This window comes from Algoriphagus boritolerans DSM 17298 = JCM 18970 (assembly GCF_900108085.1).
Lineage (GTDB): Bacteria > Bacteroidota > Bacteroidia > Cytophagales > Cyclobacteriaceae > Algoriphagus > Algoriphagus boritolerans.
Window position 1 is genome coordinate 206124 of record NZ_FNVR01000003.1, and the last position, 19427, is coordinate 225550.

The window sequence follows — 19427 nt, forward strand, 5'->3', positions numbered from 1 at the left end:
CATAAAATATGAAAAACACCTACCTCCTCCTTATCCTCCTCCTACTCACCCACCCCTCCTTTTCACAAGGTCTGCCAGGACTAGGTGCAGGCACCACCCCAAATCAACGCCCCATCCTTCATGGCAAAAACTGGGTGGCAATTACGGGTAAACCACTCGGAGCAACTGCCGGAGCAGTGATTTTCCAGCAAGGAGGGAATGCCGTTGATGCGGCCTGTGCCATGATTGCCGCCACTTCCACCATGTGGGACGTACTGTCCTGGGGCGGTGAAACCCAAGCGTTGATCTATAATCCCAAAACCAAAAAAGTCATCGCCATCAATGCCCTCGGCTATGCGCCTACCGGTGCAACAGTGGAGTTTTTCAAATCCAAAGGAATGGATTATCCCCCACAGTTTGGACCCTTGGCAGCGACCACACCGGGAACGCCGGGCGGAATCATGACCATGTTGGCAGAGTACGGCACAATGAGTTTGGAGCAAATCCTCAAACCATCCATGGACTTGGCAAAAGGCTATCCGATCGAAGCACAAACTGCCAATGCCATCGAAGCACAAAAGGCCAGAATTAAAGAATGGCCTTATTCAAAAAAAGTATTCCTTCCACATTTGGGAGAAGAACGAGAAGCGCCATCTGCAGGGGAAATCTTCGTTCAGGAGGACTTATACCAAATGCTATCCAAGCTGGTAGAAGCGGAAAAGACTGCTTTGGCAGCCGGGAAAAGCCGAAAAGAAGCCATCTACGCTGCTTACGAGCGCTTCTACAAAGGCGATATCGCCAAGGAAATTGTACGGGGAACACGGGAACAAGGGGGACTTTTTACCGAAGCTGACTTAGCCAACTGGAAAGTAAAAATCGAAGAGCCGCTTCACGTCAACTACCGGGGCATCGACGTCTACAAGCTACAGGAATGGACCCAAGGCCCGGCTTTGCTTCAATCCCTGAATATTCTGGAAAACTTTGACCTCAAGTCAATGGGCTATAATTCTGCTAATTACATCAATACCGTCTATCAGGCGATGAGTTTGGCTTTCGCAGATCGGGACTTCTACTATGGTGATCCGGCTTTTGTCAAGTCGCCGATGAAAGGTTTGCTCTCCAAGGAATATGCAAAAGAACGAGCCAAACTGATCGGTCCGAACAATGACCCAAAGATTACCGCAGGTGATCCCTACCCTTTCCAAGGTGAGAGCAATCCTCACTTAGAACTATTAAACAAGAGTCAAAATGCAATAGCTGCACTGAATTCCTCTGATATCAACTCAACTGTAGATGCCAAATTCCTGAACGATTTCCAAAGCGGAACCACTTCCGTGGAAACTGCCGATGCCGAAGGTTGGGTCGTGTCCGTGACGCCTAGCGGTGGTTGGATTCCTGCAGTGATCGCCGGAAATACCGGCGTGGGACTCTCCCAGCGTATGCAAAGCTTTGTATTGGATGAAAACCTGAATCCCTACAACCTACCCGAACCCGGAAAAAGACCTCGTGTCACACTCACTCCAAGTATGGCTTTAAAAGATGGGAAACCGATGTTAGCTTTTGCGGTACAGGGAGGAGATTCGCAGGATCAAAACCTATTGCAGTTTTTCCTCAACGTGGTCGAATTTGATATGAATGTGCAGGAAGCTGTAGAAGCCGCCAACTTCAACAGCTATCAGATGCAAAGCAGCTTTGGGGATCATGAAATCAAGCCGGGAGCAATCACACTGCGGGACGACACACCGGATTGGGTTCGTAAGGACCTGCTCAAGCGAGGCTATGTGATGGACTTCTGGAGTAAAACTTCCGGCCCAATCACCGCCATTTGGCTGGATTGGAAGCACGGCACCCTTTGGGGCGGCGCGAGTAATTACGGGGATGATTACGGGATTGCTTGGTGAGATAACCTTTGAGGTTTTAAATACCTCGAAGGTTTGGATTTTTTTTACCACAAAGTCCACGATGGAACGCAAAGGGACATAATTTGAAATTTGAAAAAGGGATAGGCGGAAGCTTGTTCCTTTTTTTGTGGTTTTTGGTTCAGGTTTTCAAACTTGGACCCAAAATAATCCAGTCTTCGGATTTACCTCTCAGGAAGGAGGCTATTTTTTTTTATTTTTCACCACAGAGAGAAAGGAGATAAGTATTAAAGTTCAAGATGGACTTCAAGCCTTAATTCTTTTGCACTCCTTTCTGAAAAACAGAGAAAAGCTAAAGCTTTTAATTTAAAGCAGATTAAACGAATAGAATTAAGATTTAAAAGTCCTTGGGACCAGTCGGGATTTGCAATCTCGAACTAAAATCCAGCGAATTTGAAAAACTATTTTGCCCCACTAGTGACTAAATGGGGAACCGTAACTCAAAGTGGAAACTACAATTATTGTTGAGACTCCTATAAAAATTCCTGAGAGGATCAGAGTTAAAGGCAAATTTACCTTTTCAACTTTCACTTTCTCGATCCGCTCAATAGGGAATTTCACAAAATCCGATGTTTTAACTTTCTGAAGTTTGGCATTCAAGGTATCCTTGACAACATGATAGAATATCAGGTCATGGGTCGATTCATTGGTCATTGTTAGTGATATTTGATCTCCTTCATTCAAAGCATCCAATTGTTTGGCAAGGTTTTCACTTTTTGAGATTCGTGGATCGAGCGGAAAGGTTACCTTCTCAATAGGTCTATAAGTTTGGCAACTCCAAAAAATATAGGATAAAAGAAGTATTAGGCAGGCTTTTGGAATCTGGCTCATTTTGATGGAGGTTGTGGTGTTGATGAAAGTTAAAAAATCACCTTGGGATTGAGTTTTAGATTACACTAAAGATCCATTTGATTTTAGTGGCTTTTAATTATTCCAATCCTCGATCACCGATAGCTATCGGGAGCAATTTCGAAGTTCTGTCATAGGATTTTTAATCCGTCCTAAAATTCAAATCCAGTTCAACCCTATTCGGGGTTGTTCTTGTTTTTTGGATGTCATTTTCCCTTTGTTGCACCTAGGGCTATTGAAAAGTTCGATCCTTTCAGGATCTTTTTTAATAATCATGGTTATATGTTACGACCCCGAACGGGGTCAAACCTCTCAATAGCCACGGGTGAAACCCGTGGATTTGGAGAATAGAAATTGATTTTTCACGACCCCAAAGGGTGTCGAACTGTTCCAAACAATTTTATACCTTTCTTTAGCTTTTCAAGCTACACCCGCTTCAAATACACATTCCCAAACCGATCTTTGGCTTCAATGACCAAATTATCATTTGACTCCGGTTTAAAGAAGAACATGTGATCATTCAACTGTGGCTCCACCCACTTTCGTCTGGTAGGAAGGTCAGGTCCGGTATGCATTTCCATACTCAGCGGATCCAAAGCCAATCGCTTCTCAGGAGCACCCTTTTTGATTCCATTTTCAAACCAGCTGATTTCCCAAGCCGGATCATAATTCCAGCAGTTGAGTGACATGTGATCGGGAAAATCCTTGTGATAGCCAGTCGGATAAACCCGGAATTGCTCGTTGACATCCATTCCTATTCCCTTGTATTTCCACTGCAGTTCGGAGCCTTTGGTCTGATAAATCGCATAACCACCAGGTGTCCCGTCATAGCAGATTGGCCCTGACCACCAGGCCCCACAGACCGTCCCGTGGCAATGCTCATACACATGACCACGGATCATGTTGTCATTGAAGTGCGTGTGGCCGGACATCAAGTGCGCATTGTAGCCTTCCAGCATGCGATACAAGTGCTCCCGGTTGCTGACAGTGCCACCAAGCGTATCCCGGTCCGGATATCGTGTGACCGCTCCTGTGTAGCTTGGGATATGAAGGGAAACGACGACGGTTTTTCCTTTTTCTACCAGTTTCAAATCCTGCTCCAACCAAGCCAACTGCTCCTCTGGAATATGGCCGATGTATTTGGTGCCGACACCAAGATAAAACACGTCATCCAAGACAACATAGTGAACCTCTCCCCGATTCCAGGAATAATAGGTAGGCCCAAAATGACCTTTGAAAGTTTCAGTCGTAGTGGCATCTGATCGACCTCCAAAGTCCAGATCATGATTTCCAATCACCTGAAAAAATGGAATATCATACATTTGAATGGCCTGGTTGTATTCCTTGAAAAGTTCCAGTTTGTCAAAGACCAAGTCGCCACATCCAATTCCGAAGCTATTGGGATCGTTGAGGGAAGCAATGGTTTTCTGAACGTCCGGAGCCGCGACAGTCAGCAATTGATCCGCTTCATAATCATCCTGAATCTGGGTATCTGACAAAAGCAAAAAATGATGATTTTCGTCCGAATTTGCAGATTTCTTCAGATCAAAACTGATGTTTTGCTCGGACTTGGTCGGATCGATTCTCTGGAAAAATGAAGCTGAACCGTTTGCCTGTTTTTGAATTTCATAACCTGCAGGCAGCGAAACGAAAACAAAATCACGATCAGTTCCTGATATCAACTCAAACTCCCCGGAGGAATTGCTTTGGGCTACCATCCTCCCATCCGATACAGCTACGCCTTGGACCCCTTGACCGTTGGTCAAAACCCTACCTCTTATCCGTATCGGGGAAAAAATAGATGGTGTATTTCTGATTGGTAATTCTTTTTGGAGCTCGGCAAAAACCGAATCTCCAAAGCCTATCCATCCCACTGAGGTGAGGCCTAATCCTTTGATAAAATCTCTTCTGTTGAACATGTTGTTGGGGGTAGGGAGTTTGGAAGTCAGGAAGTTTGGAGGTTTGGAAGTGGAAAGTTAAGAGGTCGTAAGGTTAGGATGACCGTTATTTCTTTTTTCTTGTCTCTGGCTTCTTGCTTCTTGAAAATTGAGAATTGTTCATTGATCATTGAATATTGATTACTTGTGTCGCATACACAGCACCTTCTTCGCCTTTAATCTGGAAAGTCATCTCGCCTTTTTTCCAGTCAAATGTGGCCAATCCATAATTAAGCTTAGTGATCAGGTCACTCACGCGAAACTGGTTGGGCTCCTCAGCCGCACCACTCCAAGTATGAGTCAATCCACTGGCAGTAACTTCAAAAATTCCTTTTGGAAATCGTGCATCCGTCAATTTCATCACCTCAGCGATATGTCGGTCTCCGCTGACCAAAACCGGGTTTTTTACTCCTGAAGATGCTATTAAATCCAATAGTTTTTCCCGCTCACTTGGGAAATTAGCCCACTTTTCATAAGGGTGTTCGATTGGCAAAAACTGAATTCCTGATGCAATCAAATTGACTTTTGCTTTACTTTCCTTTAATTCCTTTTCAAGCCAAGACCACTGTTCTGATCCAAGAATTTCACCCTCCTCGTTTGGCACATAGACCTTATCCATTTTCTCAAGCGTATCACGGAAATATCTACCATCTAGCAAAATGATTTTAATCTGGTTGTTTCCTTCGCCAAAAAGGTGAGATGAATAGGCTCCTTCTCTTTTGCGCTCAGGCGCATCAGTCGGAACTCCCAAAAAGTCGAACAAAAGATCTCTGGATTCTTTCTTCTGGGCATAGAACTTTCCCGCATCATTTCTTCCATAATCGTGATCATCCCAGACTCCGATAATCGGCATGGCAGCTTTGAGCGCGATATAGTCGGACTTTTTATCCTGTCTGGCATATTTAGCCCGAAGCGTATCCATAATCGGAGAATCCCCATAGATATTATCCCCCATCCAAACCCATAGTTCGGGCTGATCAGCCAAAATAGGTTTCCAAAGTGGCTGAGGGGCATCTTGGCGATTACAGGAACCAAAAGCAATTCGGGTGATCTCAGTTTTGGATGCCAGCTGAGCTTTTGGCTTACAGGAGATACCGAATACAAAAAGGGAGCAAATAAGAAGATAAGTTTTCATAAAATTCAATTTGCTTGAAAGTTGCAAAAACTTGGATTCAATTTTCCTCCTTAAATAAAACTTATCAATTTCTTAACGCTAAGATTCAAGATTTAAGACGCTAGAGGAAAGGATCAAGACCTATAATCGTCTAATATCCTGCCTCTTGATACTTATGTCTTGATACTTGATACTATTCATTCTCCGCTCCAAAAATTTCCTTCACTACCCAGCCTTTTCCCCATTCTTCCATTTCATTTTCAGTCCACAGTTCAGGAAAAAAGATCACCTTCTGGAAGCGTGGAGGAAGATATTTCTGCCAGTTGGTGCCGCCTGTAGCAGCGATGTCCACTGGGTCGCGCTGAAGGTAACGCACAGCAGATTTGTAATGCGCCAAAGGCCATAACACATTGGCTTTCAAGTCAAATTGCTTCATCAGCTCAGTCATGGATACAGATGGATTTTCCAACTCCATGTACTTCTGCCAAAGATTCTTGCGGCGATAGGACTCAATTAATTCGATGAGTTTTTTGCCATATTTCTGTTCAAAATTCTTCAGCGTCAAGGTCTTCTCACCTGTAGCCAATTCGATCGCGCCTTGCTGCCAATACAGATGCTCAAACAAATCATCTGAGGGACTGTGGTAATCAAACTCTTTCCTTTTGCTAAGGGTAACCAAATGAAAGGCATCTGTCGCCATCAATTCGATCTCCCGAAACTGCACACTCTGAAAACCTGAAGAAGGCAAAAGCGACATCCGGAACTTTAGGAATTGCTCCCGCTCCATCCCCTTCCACATCATCGCAAACGAACTGATCAAATGATCAAAGTACATGAGGATTCGCTCCAATCTTGCCTTATAAAAGTCTTCGGAAATTTCAGACTGATCCGCAATCTGCTCCATTTCGGAGATAATCAGTTTGAAATACAACTCCGTAATCTGATGGTAAATGATAAAAATCTTCTCGTCTTTGAAGCTGGTTTTCGGCTGTTGCAAAGACAGCAATACGTCCAAATTGATGTATTCCCAGTAGGTTAGATAGTCTGCATAGAGCAAACCTTCGAGGTAGGAAAGCATATCCTGACCGGAAGCTTTAAACTTTTCTTGGAGTTGATGTATTTTATCCAGGATATTGGGATCAAACTCGGATTCGTGCATGGAATTTTTAGTCGAAAATGTAGTTAAATCAGCGCCTTTCTCCTTAATTTCGGGCAGCTGTTGGCTTTTCTTCCCGGCAAAAATGTCTGATTCCCAAAAATAAACCAAATATACCATGGAGGCTGTTGAAATTCAGAAATCTCTCAAGCAGGATCTTTTTGAAGGTGTGGATTTTCTAGATCTGGACGATTTGCTCACGGAAGAGCAGAAATTAATCCGATCCTCAATTCGGGATTTTGTCAAAAAAGAAATCTCTCCCTACATCGAGGATTGGGCTCAAAAGGCTTATTTCCCTTATGAAATCGTAAAAAAATTCGGTGACGTAGGTGCTTTTGGTCCGCAACTTCCCGAAGAATATGGAGGAGGAGGTTTGGATTACATTTCTTACGGTCTGATCATGCAGGAGATTGAGCGTGGTGATTCCGGAATGCGATCCACTGCTTCAGTTCAAGGCTCACTTGTCATGTACCCAATCTACAAGTTTGGAACAGAGGAACAACGGAGAAAATATCTTCCAAAACTTGCTTCAGGTGAATTTTTAGGTTGCTTCGGCTTGACCGAACCTGACCACGGTTCAAATCCAGGAGGAATGGTCACCAACTTCAAGGATATGGGCGATCACTACCTCCTCAATGGGGCCAAGATGTGGATTTCCAATTCTCCAAAAGCTGATATTGCTGTGGTTTGGGCAAAAAATGAAGAAGGCCGAATCCACGGCTTGATCGTCGAGCGAGGAATGGAAGGTTTTACCACTCCTGAAACTCATGGCAAATGGTCGCTTCGCGCTTCCTGCACGGGAGAGCTTGTTTTTGACAACGTAAAAGTGCCAAAGGAAAATTTACTTCCGGGCAAGTCAGGTTTGGGTGCACCGATGATGTGTTTGGACTCTGCCCGATTTGGCATTGCTTGGGGTGCGATCGGTGCTGCGATGGACTGCTACGAGTCCGCAAGAAGATATGCCGCGGAACGCATTCAATTTGGCAAGCCGATCGGAGGCTTTCAGCTGACGCAAAAGAAGCTTGCAGAAATGCTCACTGAGATCACCAAAGCCCAACTCTTAGCCTGGAAGGTGGGCAAGATGATGAATGAAGGCACAGCGCGCACAGTTCATATCTCCATGGCCAAACGGAACAATGTGGAAATGGCGCTTAACATTGCTCGCGAAGCCCGTCAGATCCACGGAGCCATGGGAATCACCAGTGAATATCCGATCATGCGACATATGATGAATCTGGAGTCTGTAGTGACCTACGAAGGAACGCATGACATCCATTTGCTGATACTAGGTCAGGAAATCACGGGATTGCAGGCGTTTAAGTGATGAAAATTTTAGGAGAAGATTGGAAGTTTTAAAGTTGAAAAGTGGTAAGGTTGGAAAGTTGGGGAATTCAACCCTGTGATTGTCTTCACGCAACGGAAATCAAAATAAGCCTAAATAAAGTTAGTGATGATTTTCAGTTGGCTCCAAAAAGAAAAAGAGGCTGTCTCAAAAGGTCTGATTGTGTCAGCCTGAGCACCTTACCAACGAGAGTTGGGCAGTACGAAGGCCATTTACAGCGGATAAAGCTACATTTCGACTTCGCTCAATGTGACAAACAGCAGTTATGAGACAGCCTCTTTATTTATTTCATTTTCCCTGGATTCTCCAATATTTCTCTCAAATCATCAGGACTGGTCTTTTGCTTCCCGGTAAGTAAGTATATGATCATTCCAGCATCTGAAGGATCAAACTCCTCTCCTTTTTGCGCAGCGACTAATCTGCCATATAACCAATCCCAAGAGCCTTTTTCAAAGGGTTTCTGATCTTTCCTTTCCGAATTTTTCAACCAGTCGTATTTGGTCAAATCAGTTTTCAAGCCCTCGTAATCAGATCCTCCATTTTGATCGGTGATGTGATCCAGTTGTAGCCCTTTTGGTTCAAATTTTTCCTCCAATTCTGCCCAAGTCCAACCCTCATGATTTTCCCATTCGTAGGGTTTGTCGGAATGCTCATCATTCCAAGTGGAGTGCGATATCAATCTTACATGTTTCAGTTTTGTCGAATCCGCTTCATTCAGTGCATCTCCCACGATGTCCATGGGTCCTGCAGCGATGATGGTAAGGGGATCCTTTGCCGAACTCTTGTTAATCTGCTTGGTCAACTCGATAACTGCAAAATTGGGAGCAGCAACAGCTTCGATGAATTTGGTCTTTTTGAAACCAAATTTACTTCCCCCGATAAATGCACTTTCCCGCATTTGGGCATCTGCCCCCGGTTTTTCTTTGTTGGATCCCCAAGTGTGATCACTGAATGTGTAAACCACCAGTTGATCCTGCAGACTTCGTGCTGCCAGTAGTGCCAAGCTCATGGGTGTTGCAGCCCAGTCATCCTCATCGTGTTCATTTCCATCCGAACTGATCGCTATTCTTCCTTTGGAAAAGGGGATGGTTTGGGCATTTGCCCCAATAAAAAGGCCTAGAAAAAGAACAGTAAAAACAGCTTTAATTTTCATTTCAAACAAGTTCAATTTAGAATTACAAGTTTAGCAAAATAAGTTTCTTGATTTTGGCCAATGACCCAAATGTGGTACGTACCGTTTGCCAATCGGTTCAAAAGAATTTCAACTTCAGTATCATTTATCAGTGAAATTCGGACCGCGCTCGTAACATTTTTTCCGTCAGAGGCATAGAGCGATAGCGAGGGGCTTGAGGCTAAAACTCCATCAGGAAACTCCAAGACAACCCGATCGGAAGCAGGATTCGGATAGATTTTCAAAGGTTTTGTTTCCTGCAAAGGTCTTCCAAGAATGCCTGAAATTGTCAAAGTGACCGGTTCAAGACTTGCTTTGCAACCTTCAGTCGAAGTAAGCTCAACGTAATATTGTCCCATTGATTCGGCTGTGAAAATTCTGGAAACCTCACCTTCCAGTTTTTCTCCGTCTCTAAACCACTGATAAGTAAACTCCCCCTCAGGAGCAATCAAAACATCGCCGTCAACTTCAATTTCTCCTGAAGGAAGCGGATTCACTTTGACTTCTAGATTTTCAGATTCCGAGAGACATCCACCTGTGTAGCGGAACACAGCATGGTAAATTCCAGATTCTGAAACTTCCAGAGTCTTTCCGGTTTGCCCAGGAATCTCCACTCCGTTTCTTCTCCATCTGACCACTTCGAAAGCGAAGGGTGAAGTAAGCTCAAGCACTCCCTTTTCTCCTGCACAGAATGAATCTGATCCGGCAAGGCCTACCGGCTCTGTTTCCAGTCTATTGACAGTAACGATCGAAACTGCCTCGGAGACGTTTCCTGAGTGGTCTTCTGCTCTGATTGCGACAGCGATTTCTTTACCGATATCCTCGCAGGTGAATTTATTCTTGTTGATCGTCAAGGATTTAATTCCACAATTGTCTCCAAACTCAGCCAATATTGTCTCCGGACTGATTTCCACGACTCCTTTGGTGACATCAAGTTCCAAACTGGCATTTTTTGGAGTTAAAAGAGGCGGGATTTTATCGAGGACTTTTACCAAAACAACCTTTACCCAATTATTTCCTTTGGAATCTGATACCTTAATTTGATTCTCGGTTCCTGAAATATCCGTACAAGTGTATTCAGGACTTCTGGAAAATTCCACTTCCCAGTCTTCAGACACTTCATTTTCCAGGTAATCCGAAATGGTGGTTACAGCTTTGCCTTCTTCATCCAATTCCACGGTAATTTCATCCTTGAAGACTGGTTCGATGATTTCTTCCCCCAGTTCCACCATAATTCTCAGCGGATCATTGTACACCCTTCGCTCGATACGCTGCAAAACATAATTCTGATCCAGTACAGGAAATATGTAAATGGGATCAAAATCAATCTGAGCAAAAGTTTTCATCCCGTCTTTCACTTTTTTCAGATTTATCTCCAGGTGACCATAGTGTTTTCCTCCATCGATGAGGATAGGATTGGCACCTGAGGTATCCCATTGCTCATTGGACTTTTGGTCTGCTGTCCACTGAGTATATTGATTGTAATTAAGTGTCTCCAGTGGATTGGAAAGCCAATTACGCTTTACCCCTCTCAAACCATCTCCCGCGACACCCACGTCATAGTAATGAACACCGCTCCCATCTCCGTCTTCATCCACAAATGATCGCTCAAAAAGTTCATCATGGCCAGCCAAAACAGCAATCACTCCATATTCTTCAAAAAGTGGGTGTAAAACACGCAATGGAGTCCCGCCTTGGCCAGTGGAAAGCTCATGATTCATCGGAACACCATGCTCCCCAGATCCATAGGGTACATGATGAAACTGCACAAAAATTAATTTTTTAGCCTCCTTTGCCATTTTAAGGTTGGCCTCTAACCATTCGTATTGGTCGGTTCCGGGACCAAAACCAGAAAGGTCTGTACCCCCAGCAGCATTATATTCTGACTGAGTGAAATTTTCTTGCGTATCGGTTCCAGGACCGGAGTATTCCTGATTTTTGATTTTTTGTGAATCAGAATAATCTGATCGCCTTTCATCCGGAGTTCCGTTTGAGGAGTCCAAGGTTAAAATTGTAATAGGACCATAATCCGTCCTATAATAACTCTGACGATGCTTTTGCAGTGGATCATCAATGTCTAGTTCAAAAAAAGAATGAAATCGGGATCTTCCAACCACAGGATTGAATTGACCTCTTTCATTCGTAGCGTAGCCATTGTTTACTCCTCCAAAGCTTTCCCAATTCCCAATTGCGGGAACGATAGCAAAAGTTGACAACCCCGTCCCAAACTGACCGGAATTGTGTCTCCAAAATTCATCCCATGCCGGCATGTATCCCCCTCCTTGCACCAAATCTCCCGGCATTACCAGAAAGTCCGGGTTCCGGTCAATAATAGTTTTCAGATTGGCTGAGTATCCCTCTGTTTCACTTAAGAAATAATTAGGTATCTCATACCCCTGCTCGATAGTAGTCCCAAATTTTTGTTTCCATAATTCAGGAATCGTAAATGGCCTGAATAAAGGTTGACCAGGGTACCAAGCTCTATTCGTAACCCTACCCCGTGGTTCGGTTTCCGAGTCTGACAGCGCTATAAATCGGATAGTTTCCCAGTCGGTTGGGTCAGGCACGGGTTTTAGGCTTTTGGTATAAGCCTGACCGTTTAGGAGTACTTCGTAGGTAATCCCCTCGTTGAAGGGGATTCGAAAAGAAAATTCATACCTGAAATACTTATCCCCCCCTATCCAATTCTGCCCTTCCAATCCAGCGATTGATTGGGATTTTTCATTGGAGGTGTAGTACAAATCTCCCATTTCCACACCCAGCACATCGGCTGAACCCATAACATTCCCTTCACTGTCCCGAAAAGAGATACTTGAAGCATAATTTTGATCCGAAAACCATCTGATTTGAATCAGATTTTGGTCAGCAACTTAAATATAGGGAAACATCCGAAAGCTTGACTGGGCAGATGAAAAATCAAGTGATATAAACCATCCCACAATGAGCAACAGCCAAAATTTTACGGAGTTCTTCATCCTAGTTTAATTCTAACATTACTGTAAAAAATATCCATTCTGAAGCCATCTCTACTCAATCCTACTCTTCATCACGATTAACTGAACCGGATTGACGGGATCATTGGAAAAGATATAAATATTCCGCTGATCAATGCCTTTTCTTCCCATAGGATCAAGTACTAAAGATAGCTCCATACTTTCACCCGGCTGGAGCTGGTCCTTAGGTGCCTCGATCACAAGGCACTCACAGTTACCCTGAATTTTCCTGATTTCCAGCACTTGGTGCCCCTTGTTTGTCAATGTGACGGATCTTCTGACTACAGACCTTGAACTTATTTCTTTTAAATCAATTTCTTTTTGGACAATGAAAAGTTGAGGAACTTCATTGAGGTCACTTCTTGGTATCGGCGGGAAATATTCGAAGAGATCTGCTATCAACTCAAGCTTGATTTGAGACCCGGCAACGTTTTCCCATTCTACAGGAATCAAGTCTTCAAAATACCCCAGGTCTTTTCTTAAAGCCCCGTCATAACGGATCATCAACAACCCTCTTTCCTTTGGTCTTACAAATTGTTGAACTTGGGAAATTTGAATATAAGGAGGCGTTTGGGATCGAAAAGTTTCTTGGTCAAGCAGATTCTCCCCTTTGTTGTAGAATTCCACATATTTTATTTTGGGTTCATTGTCAAAGACATCGCCCATGTTGACTTTTTTAAGTCTAAATCCTAAAACACCCTGTGTCACTGGATAAGCGCGATTTACATCACTGGGATAAGGAATCGAGATACCCTCCAGATACAGTGAATCCTCCGCCCCCAAAAGATTACCCTTCACTACGATCAGTTTCGAGAAATAACCGGCTGCGGAAGTTGGATCAAACGAGATTTTTATCACCCCGGAATCTCCGTTGACAAGGGAGTCTCTGGTAAAATCCACGGTCGTGCAGCCACATTCCTGCCATACATCTCTGATCACAAAAACTGAATCCTGGGTATTTGTAAATTCAAATTCAACAGTTTGAAGTCCCTGTTCTTCCAAAATGGTCCCCAGATCAATTCGGTTGACTTTCCAAATCACCTTTGGGACAGTATCTACCTGTCCCTGAGCGCCAATGGAAAAAATGAGCAAAAATAAGAATAGACAAAGGGGGAAAGCGAATCGAATCATACAGCAATTAACGCATAATTTCGCCTCGATTATAGCTTGATTTGCTTAATTTGCGCCAAAATAAAGTAGATGGCAAGAGTACTCACCGGCATTCAAAGCTCCGGTCGCCCACATTTGGGAAACATTTTGGGAGCAATTGTCCCCGCTATTGAACTGATCAATCAGAATAAAGAAGAGGCATTTATTTTTATTGCAGACTTTCACTCCCTTACCTCCAGCAAGGATGGTGAACTTCGCAAGCAAAACACACTTGCGGTTGCCGCAGCCTGGTTGGCCTTTGGTTTGGACATCAAAAAAACGACCTTTTACCGACAGTCTCATATCCCCGAAGTCGCCGAACTCGCCTGGTATCTCAATTGCTTCACGCCCTTTCCCATGCTTGCCAATGCGCATAGCTTCAAGGACAAAGCATCCCGACTTGCCGATGTCAATGCCGGATTATTTACCTATCCCGTGCTGATGGCAGCGGATATTTTGCTTTACTCGGCCGATCTTGTCCCCGTGGGAAAGGATCAGTTGCAACACCTTGAAATGACTCGGGACATAGCAACTACTTTTAACCGAATCATGGAAGAGGAAATTCTTACCATTCCCGAAGCCAGAATCAGTGAAGCCGTAAAAATCATCCCCGGTACTGACGGACAGAAGATGAGCAAATCCTACAATAATTACATTGACATTTTCCTGCCGGAAAAGGAACTGAAAAAAAACGTCAACAGTATCGTCACTGACAGTACTCCGCTCGAAGACCCCAAAGATCCGGATACCTGCAACGTGTTTAAGCTGTACAGTTTGATAGCCGATCAAAAGCAAACTGACGCCTTGCGAGCCAATTACCTGGGAGGAAATTATGGGTACGGACATGCCAAAAAAGAATTCATGGAATTAATTCTTAGCAAGTATTCGAAAGAACGGGAGGCCTTCAATTTCTTTATGAATAATCCCGATGAAATCGAAAAAAGACTGGCTGCCGGGGAAGTAAAAGCTAAATCGGTCGCAATGAATGTACTAAACCGCGTCCGCACCAAACTTGGTTTCAGATAACATAGACTACGGATTAAACGACCATAGGACTAAAGCTATATCAAACGAGCCTCTTTCCTTCAGGGAATTTCAATAATCCCGAAATATGCAATGGTAATTCTAGCCCGACAAGTAATTGCTTTAAAATCAGTCCACTGGGAACCTTAGACACTAGACTTCACTTGACTTCCCTGAAATATTCCCGATCAAAAACTCTTGAATAAATCCAGCCCGGAACTCGATCGTGCAGGGGCATCAAGTCTTTCAAGACAGCCTGTTGCGTTTGGTGGGCTTTCATTACTTCCAAAGTTCTTGGAAAATATTCCCGGGTACCTATCGAAAAATCAGGTTTGGGCAAACCCATGGCCGGATCTTCGGGATAGTTTCTCTGAAATCCGGTGGAAAGCTTCAAAGCAAGCTTTACTTGCTTTTTGCATAACGTCACTTGGTACATTTCTTTAGGTTCAAAACCAAGATTTCCGCGCTTTTCCAAAAAAACTTCCTCCACTGCTAAGCCTGTCAACCGATGATCCGGATGGCCGTATAATCCAACCCTGGAATCATAGCTGATAAGGACATCCGGTTTGATATCATCAATCAACTTCCCCACGATTTCTTTCAGGGAATCCAGGCCGATTTTTTCCAGACCATTGTCCGGGTAATTTTTCAAATGAAGCGCGTCAGCCCCTATTAACTCAGCAGCCTTTTGCATCTCTTTCGTCCGCAGATAGGCCAACTGCGCTTCATCCTCGATGCCGGAAGACTTTCCCTTCTCTCCCCGAGTGAGACAGACCATTTGTATTTCATGCCCCTCTTCTTTCAGTTTCATCAGCGTACCCGCCACGGTTACTTCATCGTCAGGATGTGGAAAAATGACCAAAATCCGCTGCTTTTGGTCATTTTCTACCAACTGTTCCTGCTTGGGAATATCATGATCATGCAGCTGATTTCTCCCAAAAAGGATCAAAATCCAGGGTGAAAGCAGCAAAATAAACCCTATAATCCCAAATGAAACAATCAGCAGCTTTTTCATGTGTTTATAATTTGATTTTCAATTGCCACATAGCCTGTCCCGATCTTTCATCGGGAGAATACCCCCAGATAATCATGCTCCTGTGTGTCGACCGTTCGACATGGGTATTTCATCTGAATCTGATTTGTAGTTGATTCTTAAAGGCCATGTAGCCTATCCCGATCTTGTCGCGGGAGATTCTTGCCCGGCTTATTGTGATCCAATGTATTTCGTTACTTGTCATGATTTATTTCATTCAAATCTTCTTCTTAGGTTACCGAGGTAAGTGACCAAATCCCGGATATCGCGCTTACTCAATTGATCTCCCATGGCCGGCATACTTGAAGGAGCCAATTGGGTAGATTTGATATCCTTCCGTGGAACTAATTTTTCTTCTGTTCCAACCTTGACAGTCACTCCCTCGGGAAGATCAGTCATCAAAGTCCCGGAAATACTTTCACCGGAATTCAGCTCCAACGTCACAAATCCATACCCCGGCGCTAATCTTTTGCTTGGTTCGACCAGGGCTATCAGCAGTTCCTCCTTGGAAAGTACATTTCCGATACCGTCTAGGGCAGGCCCTGCATTCCCTCCCATATCATTGTAAGCATGGCAGCGAATACACTGTGCGGTTTGATTTTCGAAAAATATATTTCTCCCTCTTCGACTGTTGCCCTCTGCCAATGCCCCTGCATATTTTTTCCAGGGTTCGTCTCCTGCCCTTTTATCCAAAAGGGAGGTAAACTCAGCTTTCAATTCGGATGATTCGGTTTGGGTTATGGCTTCTTCCAGTTCGATCCAAGTCCCTTCAGGCAGCTTTCCGTCATCAAAGTCTGCCAAAATTTGTTTCCAAACAGGCAAATCTTTGCTTCCTTCCAAAGAGGCTAAAGTAAGCAAGGCTGTTTGCTTCTCGGGAACTGTCCGATTCTGAATGATATCCGTCAATAGGATGACTTTTTGATCCTTAGGAAGGCTGGTCTCAGCCAATAATGCCAACCCTGCCACTCTTACCGATTGGGAATTATCACTCATGGCTTGGGAAATTGCTTCACCAAGATTCGAAGCATTTAGTGCCATTATTGAATTTAAAGCCTGAATCTTCACTTGATCAGAGGGATCAGATTTCAACTTTGACAGTAACAGACCAGCAACATCGACCATACCAAGTTTCCCGGCAGCTTTGACAGATTCCAATCTGAGCGACTCTTGTCTGCTATCCATTTGCGCAATCAAAACCGGCTTCACCTGATCACGGATCAATGCAGGATCTCGGGTGACTTCTCCCCGATACCTTCCATCCACACGATCAAGCAACGAAGGCTTTGCCCATGTTCCAATCGCAGCCAAAACTTCTGTTTTTAAGGCTTCAGGGGAATTTGTCTTACCTAAATAGGCGATGAGGTGATTTAGATTTTCCTCCTTTCCTACGCGCTGATTAGCGCTGATTGCTCTTCGGATAAGGGGTTCATTTTGGAATGGAGTTGTACTCAATAAAGCTCCTAATGCCGGTAAAGCAGCAGGAACAGAAAAATCATCGTGAATCGCTCTTGCGGCTTCTGTCACGATCAATTCCTCAGAATCTGAAAGAAAACGAACCAATTCAGGCGATTCCAATCTTCTCAAAGCCAGGACTGCTCCCATTCGCACTGCTTTGGAGGAATGGGTGGAAAGTCCAGCCAAAACATCCACTTTACCAATTCTGGAAAGTGCCAAACTTGCAGCGTGACGAAGGTAAGCGTCCTCATCCTTGTTTTCTTCCAAAAGTGTGATCAAAGGCTGAATAGCATCCGCATTCGCAGTCCTTCCCAAGGCTTCGGCTGAAAAAAAGCGAACCCTTGGATTTTGATCTTTCAATCCAGCGATCAACTCTGATCCGGCTTTCCCATATTTGATATCCCCAATCCACTTTGCAGCCTGAGCTTTGATCTCAGCATCTGAATCCTTCAATAAGGGAACAAGGGCATCGGCAAAGGACATGTCATCCATTCTGGCCAATTGACTCAAACCTACTATAGCATGAACACGAGCCAATTGATTACTCTTATCCTGAATGACTTCCTCGAAAATAGCGGCACCTTTTTTACCACGCTTGACGAGTTCAAATTGCGCTTTTCTTCGGATCCGCTGATCCACGAAATAAAGTTTTGGCTTAAGATCTGTTTCAGAAAGTGTCTGGTAATCAACCTGTAATTCAGCTTCAGTCAGTTTCTGGAGTTCCCATCCTGCGGCAGATTCATCCTTTAGAGTCCAAACTCTACCGTAGTTTTTATCATCCCAGCCGGTAATAAAATCGGCCATGTATAAGGTGCCATCGGGACCAAAATCCAAACCGGTAGCCAAAAGTCCACCTAGGATTTTTTCTGTTTTAGTTAATTCAAAAGAGGCTCCTTTTGGCTGAAGTTGAAAAGCATGTACACCGGAATTTGTCGGATTGCCAACAAACTCAGCGACGAAAAAGTGGTCTTTCCATCGCTCTCCCAGTCCGGTTCCCGGATTGAAAACCATCCCTGTGGGTCCATTGACGTAGTTTTGAATACATGGGGTGATATAGGCAGCCTGACCTTCCCAACGTGGCAGGTAAAGCTTTTCATCCATCCAGACCTTATAGGTGTTGTTATCCGGATCCCGATATTTCCCAAACTGCCAGTTGATTCTCCAACCCGAATCGGAACCATTGGTCAAATACACCAAGCGCTCCCGTTCCCCGGCATGATCGCCATCGTTGTCTACTGAAATCAGATTATTGAATTGGTCAAAAGTAAACTCATGGGTATTTCTCACGCCCATGGCAAAAATTTCAAAATCACTTCCATCAGGATTGGCCCGGGCTATTACCCCACGGTTGGGATATTTCCATTCTGTTCCGTCAGGACCTTTTCCGTTAAAGCCGATATCTCCGATTCCCCAGTAGATTCTACCGTCAGGGCCCATTTTGATCCCTGACATTCCATGGCCTCCGAAACCAATATGGATTCCATAGCCGGTGGACAGGGATGTTTTTTCATCCATGATCCCATCTCCATTGGTATCTAGTAGTTTCCATAGATCAGGACCTACCGCCACATACAGCGCATCATCGGTTTTCATAAGTCCACCGGCGACATCAGTCACCTCATCGTTGAAGTCTTGCATCATGATCTGAGACCAATCGGCATAGCCATCCCCATCGGTGTCTTTGAGCTTGACTACTTCATTTTTCTCCAAAGTCAAATCTCTCCAATCATGAGATCCGTCTCCGTTCAGATCAGCTAGCCAAGTGTTTTCGGAAGACCGTTCCGGCGAAAGTTCATCCCGAAGAAACGCCCGCTTATCCTCGATGGTCTGTAGCCCTATGGATCGGATCTCCCAACTTTGATGTCCGCGAATGTCAAATTCGGAATTATTTCTCCGGGGTGATCGGGAGTAAAATACCTCACCCTTTTCGTTGACTTGGATGGAAATGGGATCTTTTACTAAGGAATCCACTGCCCAAACTGACAGCGTCAGACCATCCATCACCAGGGGATTGATTGATTTCACTGCGGCTTCAGCCAAGGGGAAAATTTCTTCTTTGGTGAGTGTTTTGATCCGAAGATCAACAGGTTCTTGCTTCTTGCAGGAGCTAACCAAGGTTGAAACTCCCAGCACTATTGCCAGAGAAAAAGCGAATTGAATTTTGGGTTTGAGCATGGAGTAGGTTGATTCAAACCTCCAAAATAGAAAAAATGAAAATCGTTTGCCCGCCGTTGATATAAATGCTGCAAAAAACAAAAATCCCGATCAAGGACCGGGACTTTGTTCACTTTAACCACTAACAACCAT

At 44.2% G+C, this 19427-nt stretch carries 12 protein-coding genes; 3 read left to right on the forward strand and 9 right to left on the reverse strand.

The window, feature by feature from the left end; all coding sequences use genetic code 11:
* Positions 1-8 precede the first annotated feature (8 nt).
* Complete coding sequence (locus C4S61_RS04635; RefSeq protein WP_103923625.1) at positions 9-1880, forward strand: gamma-glutamyltransferase family protein; 1872 nt, start codon at positions 9-11, stop codon at positions 1878-1880.
* A gap of 432 nt (positions 1881-2312) precedes the next feature.
* Here C4S61_RS04635 and C4S61_RS04645 read toward each other — a convergent pair whose 3' ends face one another.
* From C4S61_RS04645 to C4S61_RS04660, 4 genes are all read right to left on the reverse strand, one after another.
* Entirely contained in the window at positions 2313-2729 is a 417-nt protein-coding gene (locus C4S61_RS04645) for a hypothetical protein (protein ID WP_103923627.1), read from the reverse strand.
* 443 nt (positions 2730-3172) lie between these two features.
* Positions 3173-4666, reverse strand: coding sequence for a calcineurin-like phosphoesterase C-terminal domain-containing protein (locus tag C4S61_RS04650; RefSeq protein WP_103923628.1), 1494 nt, complete (start codon positions 4664-4666; stop codon positions 3173-3175).
* A 145-nt stretch (positions 4667-4811) separates the two neighbouring features.
* Positions 4812-5819 carry an alkaline phosphatase D family protein gene (locus C4S61_RS04655; protein WP_200820536.1) on the reverse strand — a complete coding sequence of 336 codons (1008 nt, stop codon included), beginning with the start codon at positions 5817-5819 and terminating at the stop codon, positions 4812-4814.
* 172 nt (positions 5820-5991) lie between these two features.
* Positions 5992-6957 carry a tryptophan 2,3-dioxygenase family protein gene (locus C4S61_RS04660; RefSeq protein WP_103923723.1) on the reverse strand — a complete coding sequence of 322 codons (966 nt, stop codon included), beginning with the start codon at positions 6955-6957 and terminating at the stop codon, positions 5992-5994.
* A gap of 115 nt (positions 6958-7072) precedes the next feature.
* Here C4S61_RS04660 and C4S61_RS04665 point away from each other — a divergent pair, with 115 nt between their 5' ends.
* Positions 7073-8278 (forward strand): acyl-CoA dehydrogenase family protein, encoded by a 1206-nt coding sequence (locus C4S61_RS04665; RefSeq protein ID WP_103923629.1) that lies wholly within the window; start codon positions 7073-7075, stop codon positions 8276-8278.
* Between the two features lie 301 nt (positions 8279-8579).
* Here C4S61_RS04665 and C4S61_RS04670 read toward each other — a convergent pair whose 3' ends face one another.
* From C4S61_RS04670 to C4S61_RS04680, 3 genes are all read right to left on the reverse strand, one after another.
* Positions 8580-9449 carry a hypothetical protein gene (locus C4S61_RS04670; protein ID WP_146064342.1) on the reverse strand — a complete coding sequence of 290 codons (870 nt, stop codon included), beginning with the start codon at positions 9447-9449 and terminating at the stop codon, positions 8580-8582.
* Positions 9450-9460: 11 nt separating this feature from the next.
* Positions 9461-12247 carry a T9SS type A sorting domain-containing protein gene (locus C4S61_RS04675; protein ID WP_103923631.1) on the reverse strand — a complete coding sequence of 929 codons (2787 nt, stop codon included), beginning with the start codon at positions 12245-12247 and terminating at the stop codon, positions 9461-9463.
* Between the two features lie 246 nt (positions 12248-12493).
* Complete coding sequence (locus C4S61_RS04680) at positions 12494-13552, reverse strand: DUF1573 domain-containing protein (RefSeq protein ID WP_160111203.1); 1059 nt, start codon at positions 13550-13552, stop codon at positions 12494-12496.
* A 108-nt stretch (positions 13553-13660) separates the two neighbouring features.
* On the opposite strand from C4S61_RS04680, the gene trpS reads away from it, so the two are divergent.
* Complete coding sequence (gene trpS, locus C4S61_RS04685) at positions 13661-14635, forward strand: tryptophan--tRNA ligase (protein ID WP_103923633.1); 975 nt, start codon at positions 13661-13663, stop codon at positions 14633-14635.
* Between the two features lie 157 nt (positions 14636-14792).
* Here the strand turns inward: trpS and C4S61_RS04690 are convergent, their stop codons facing one another.
* Together C4S61_RS04690 and C4S61_RS04695 are read right to left on the reverse strand one after the other, a co-directional pair.
* Positions 14793-15647: a PIG-L deacetylase family protein gene (locus C4S61_RS04690; RefSeq protein ID WP_103923634.1), complete on the reverse strand. Its 855-nt coding sequence runs from the start codon at positions 15645-15647 to the stop codon at positions 14793-14795.
* A gap of 231 nt (positions 15648-15878) precedes the next feature.
* A complete protein-coding gene (locus C4S61_RS04695) occupies positions 15879-19295 on the reverse strand; it encodes a HEAT repeat domain-containing protein (protein WP_103923635.1) in 3417 nt (1138 codons plus the stop codon).
* Between the last annotated feature and the right edge of the window lie 132 nt (positions 19296-19427).

Bases quoted from the DNA above. Each gene is read 5' to 3' on its own strand.
- C4S61_RS04635 (WP_103923625.1), top strand. From the start codon at position 9: ATGAAAAACACCTACCTCCTCCTTATCCTCCTCCTACTCACCCACCCC.
- C4S61_RS04645 (WP_103923627.1), bottom strand. From the start codon at position 2,729: ATGAGCCAGATTCCAAAAGCCTGCCTAATACTTCTTTTATCCTATATT.
- C4S61_RS04650 (WP_103923628.1), bottom strand. From the start codon at position 4,666: ATGTTCAACAGAAGAGATTTTATCAAAGGATTAGGCCTCACCTCAGTG.
- C4S61_RS04655 (WP_200820536.1), bottom strand. From the start codon at position 5,819: ATGAAAACTTATCTTCTTATTTGCTCCCTTTTTGTATTCGGTATCTCC.
- C4S61_RS04660 (WP_103923723.1), bottom strand. From the start codon at position 6,957: ATGCACGAATCCGAGTTTGATCCCAATATCCTGGATAAAATACATCAA.
- C4S61_RS04665 (WP_103923629.1), top strand. From the start codon at position 7,073: ATGGAGGCTGTTGAAATTCAGAAATCTCTCAAGCAGGATCTTTTTGAA.
- C4S61_RS04670 (WP_146064342.1), bottom strand. From the start codon at position 9,449: ATGAAAATTAAAGCTGTTTTTACTGTTCTTTTTCTAGGCCTTTTTATT.
- C4S61_RS04675 (WP_103923631.1), bottom strand. From the start codon at position 12,247: ATGGGTTCAGCCGATGTGCTGGGTGTGGAAATGGGAGATTTGTACTAC.
- trpS (WP_103923633.1), top strand. From the start codon at position 13,661: ATGGCAAGAGTACTCACCGGCATTCAAAGCTCCGGTCGCCCACATTTG.
- C4S61_RS04690 (WP_103923634.1), bottom strand. From the start codon at position 15,647: ATGAAAAAGCTGCTGATTGTTTCATTTGGGATTATAGGGTTTATTTTG.
- C4S61_RS04695 (WP_103923635.1), bottom strand. From the start codon at position 19,295: ATGCTCAAACCCAAAATTCAATTCGCTTTTTCTCTGGCAATAGTGCTG.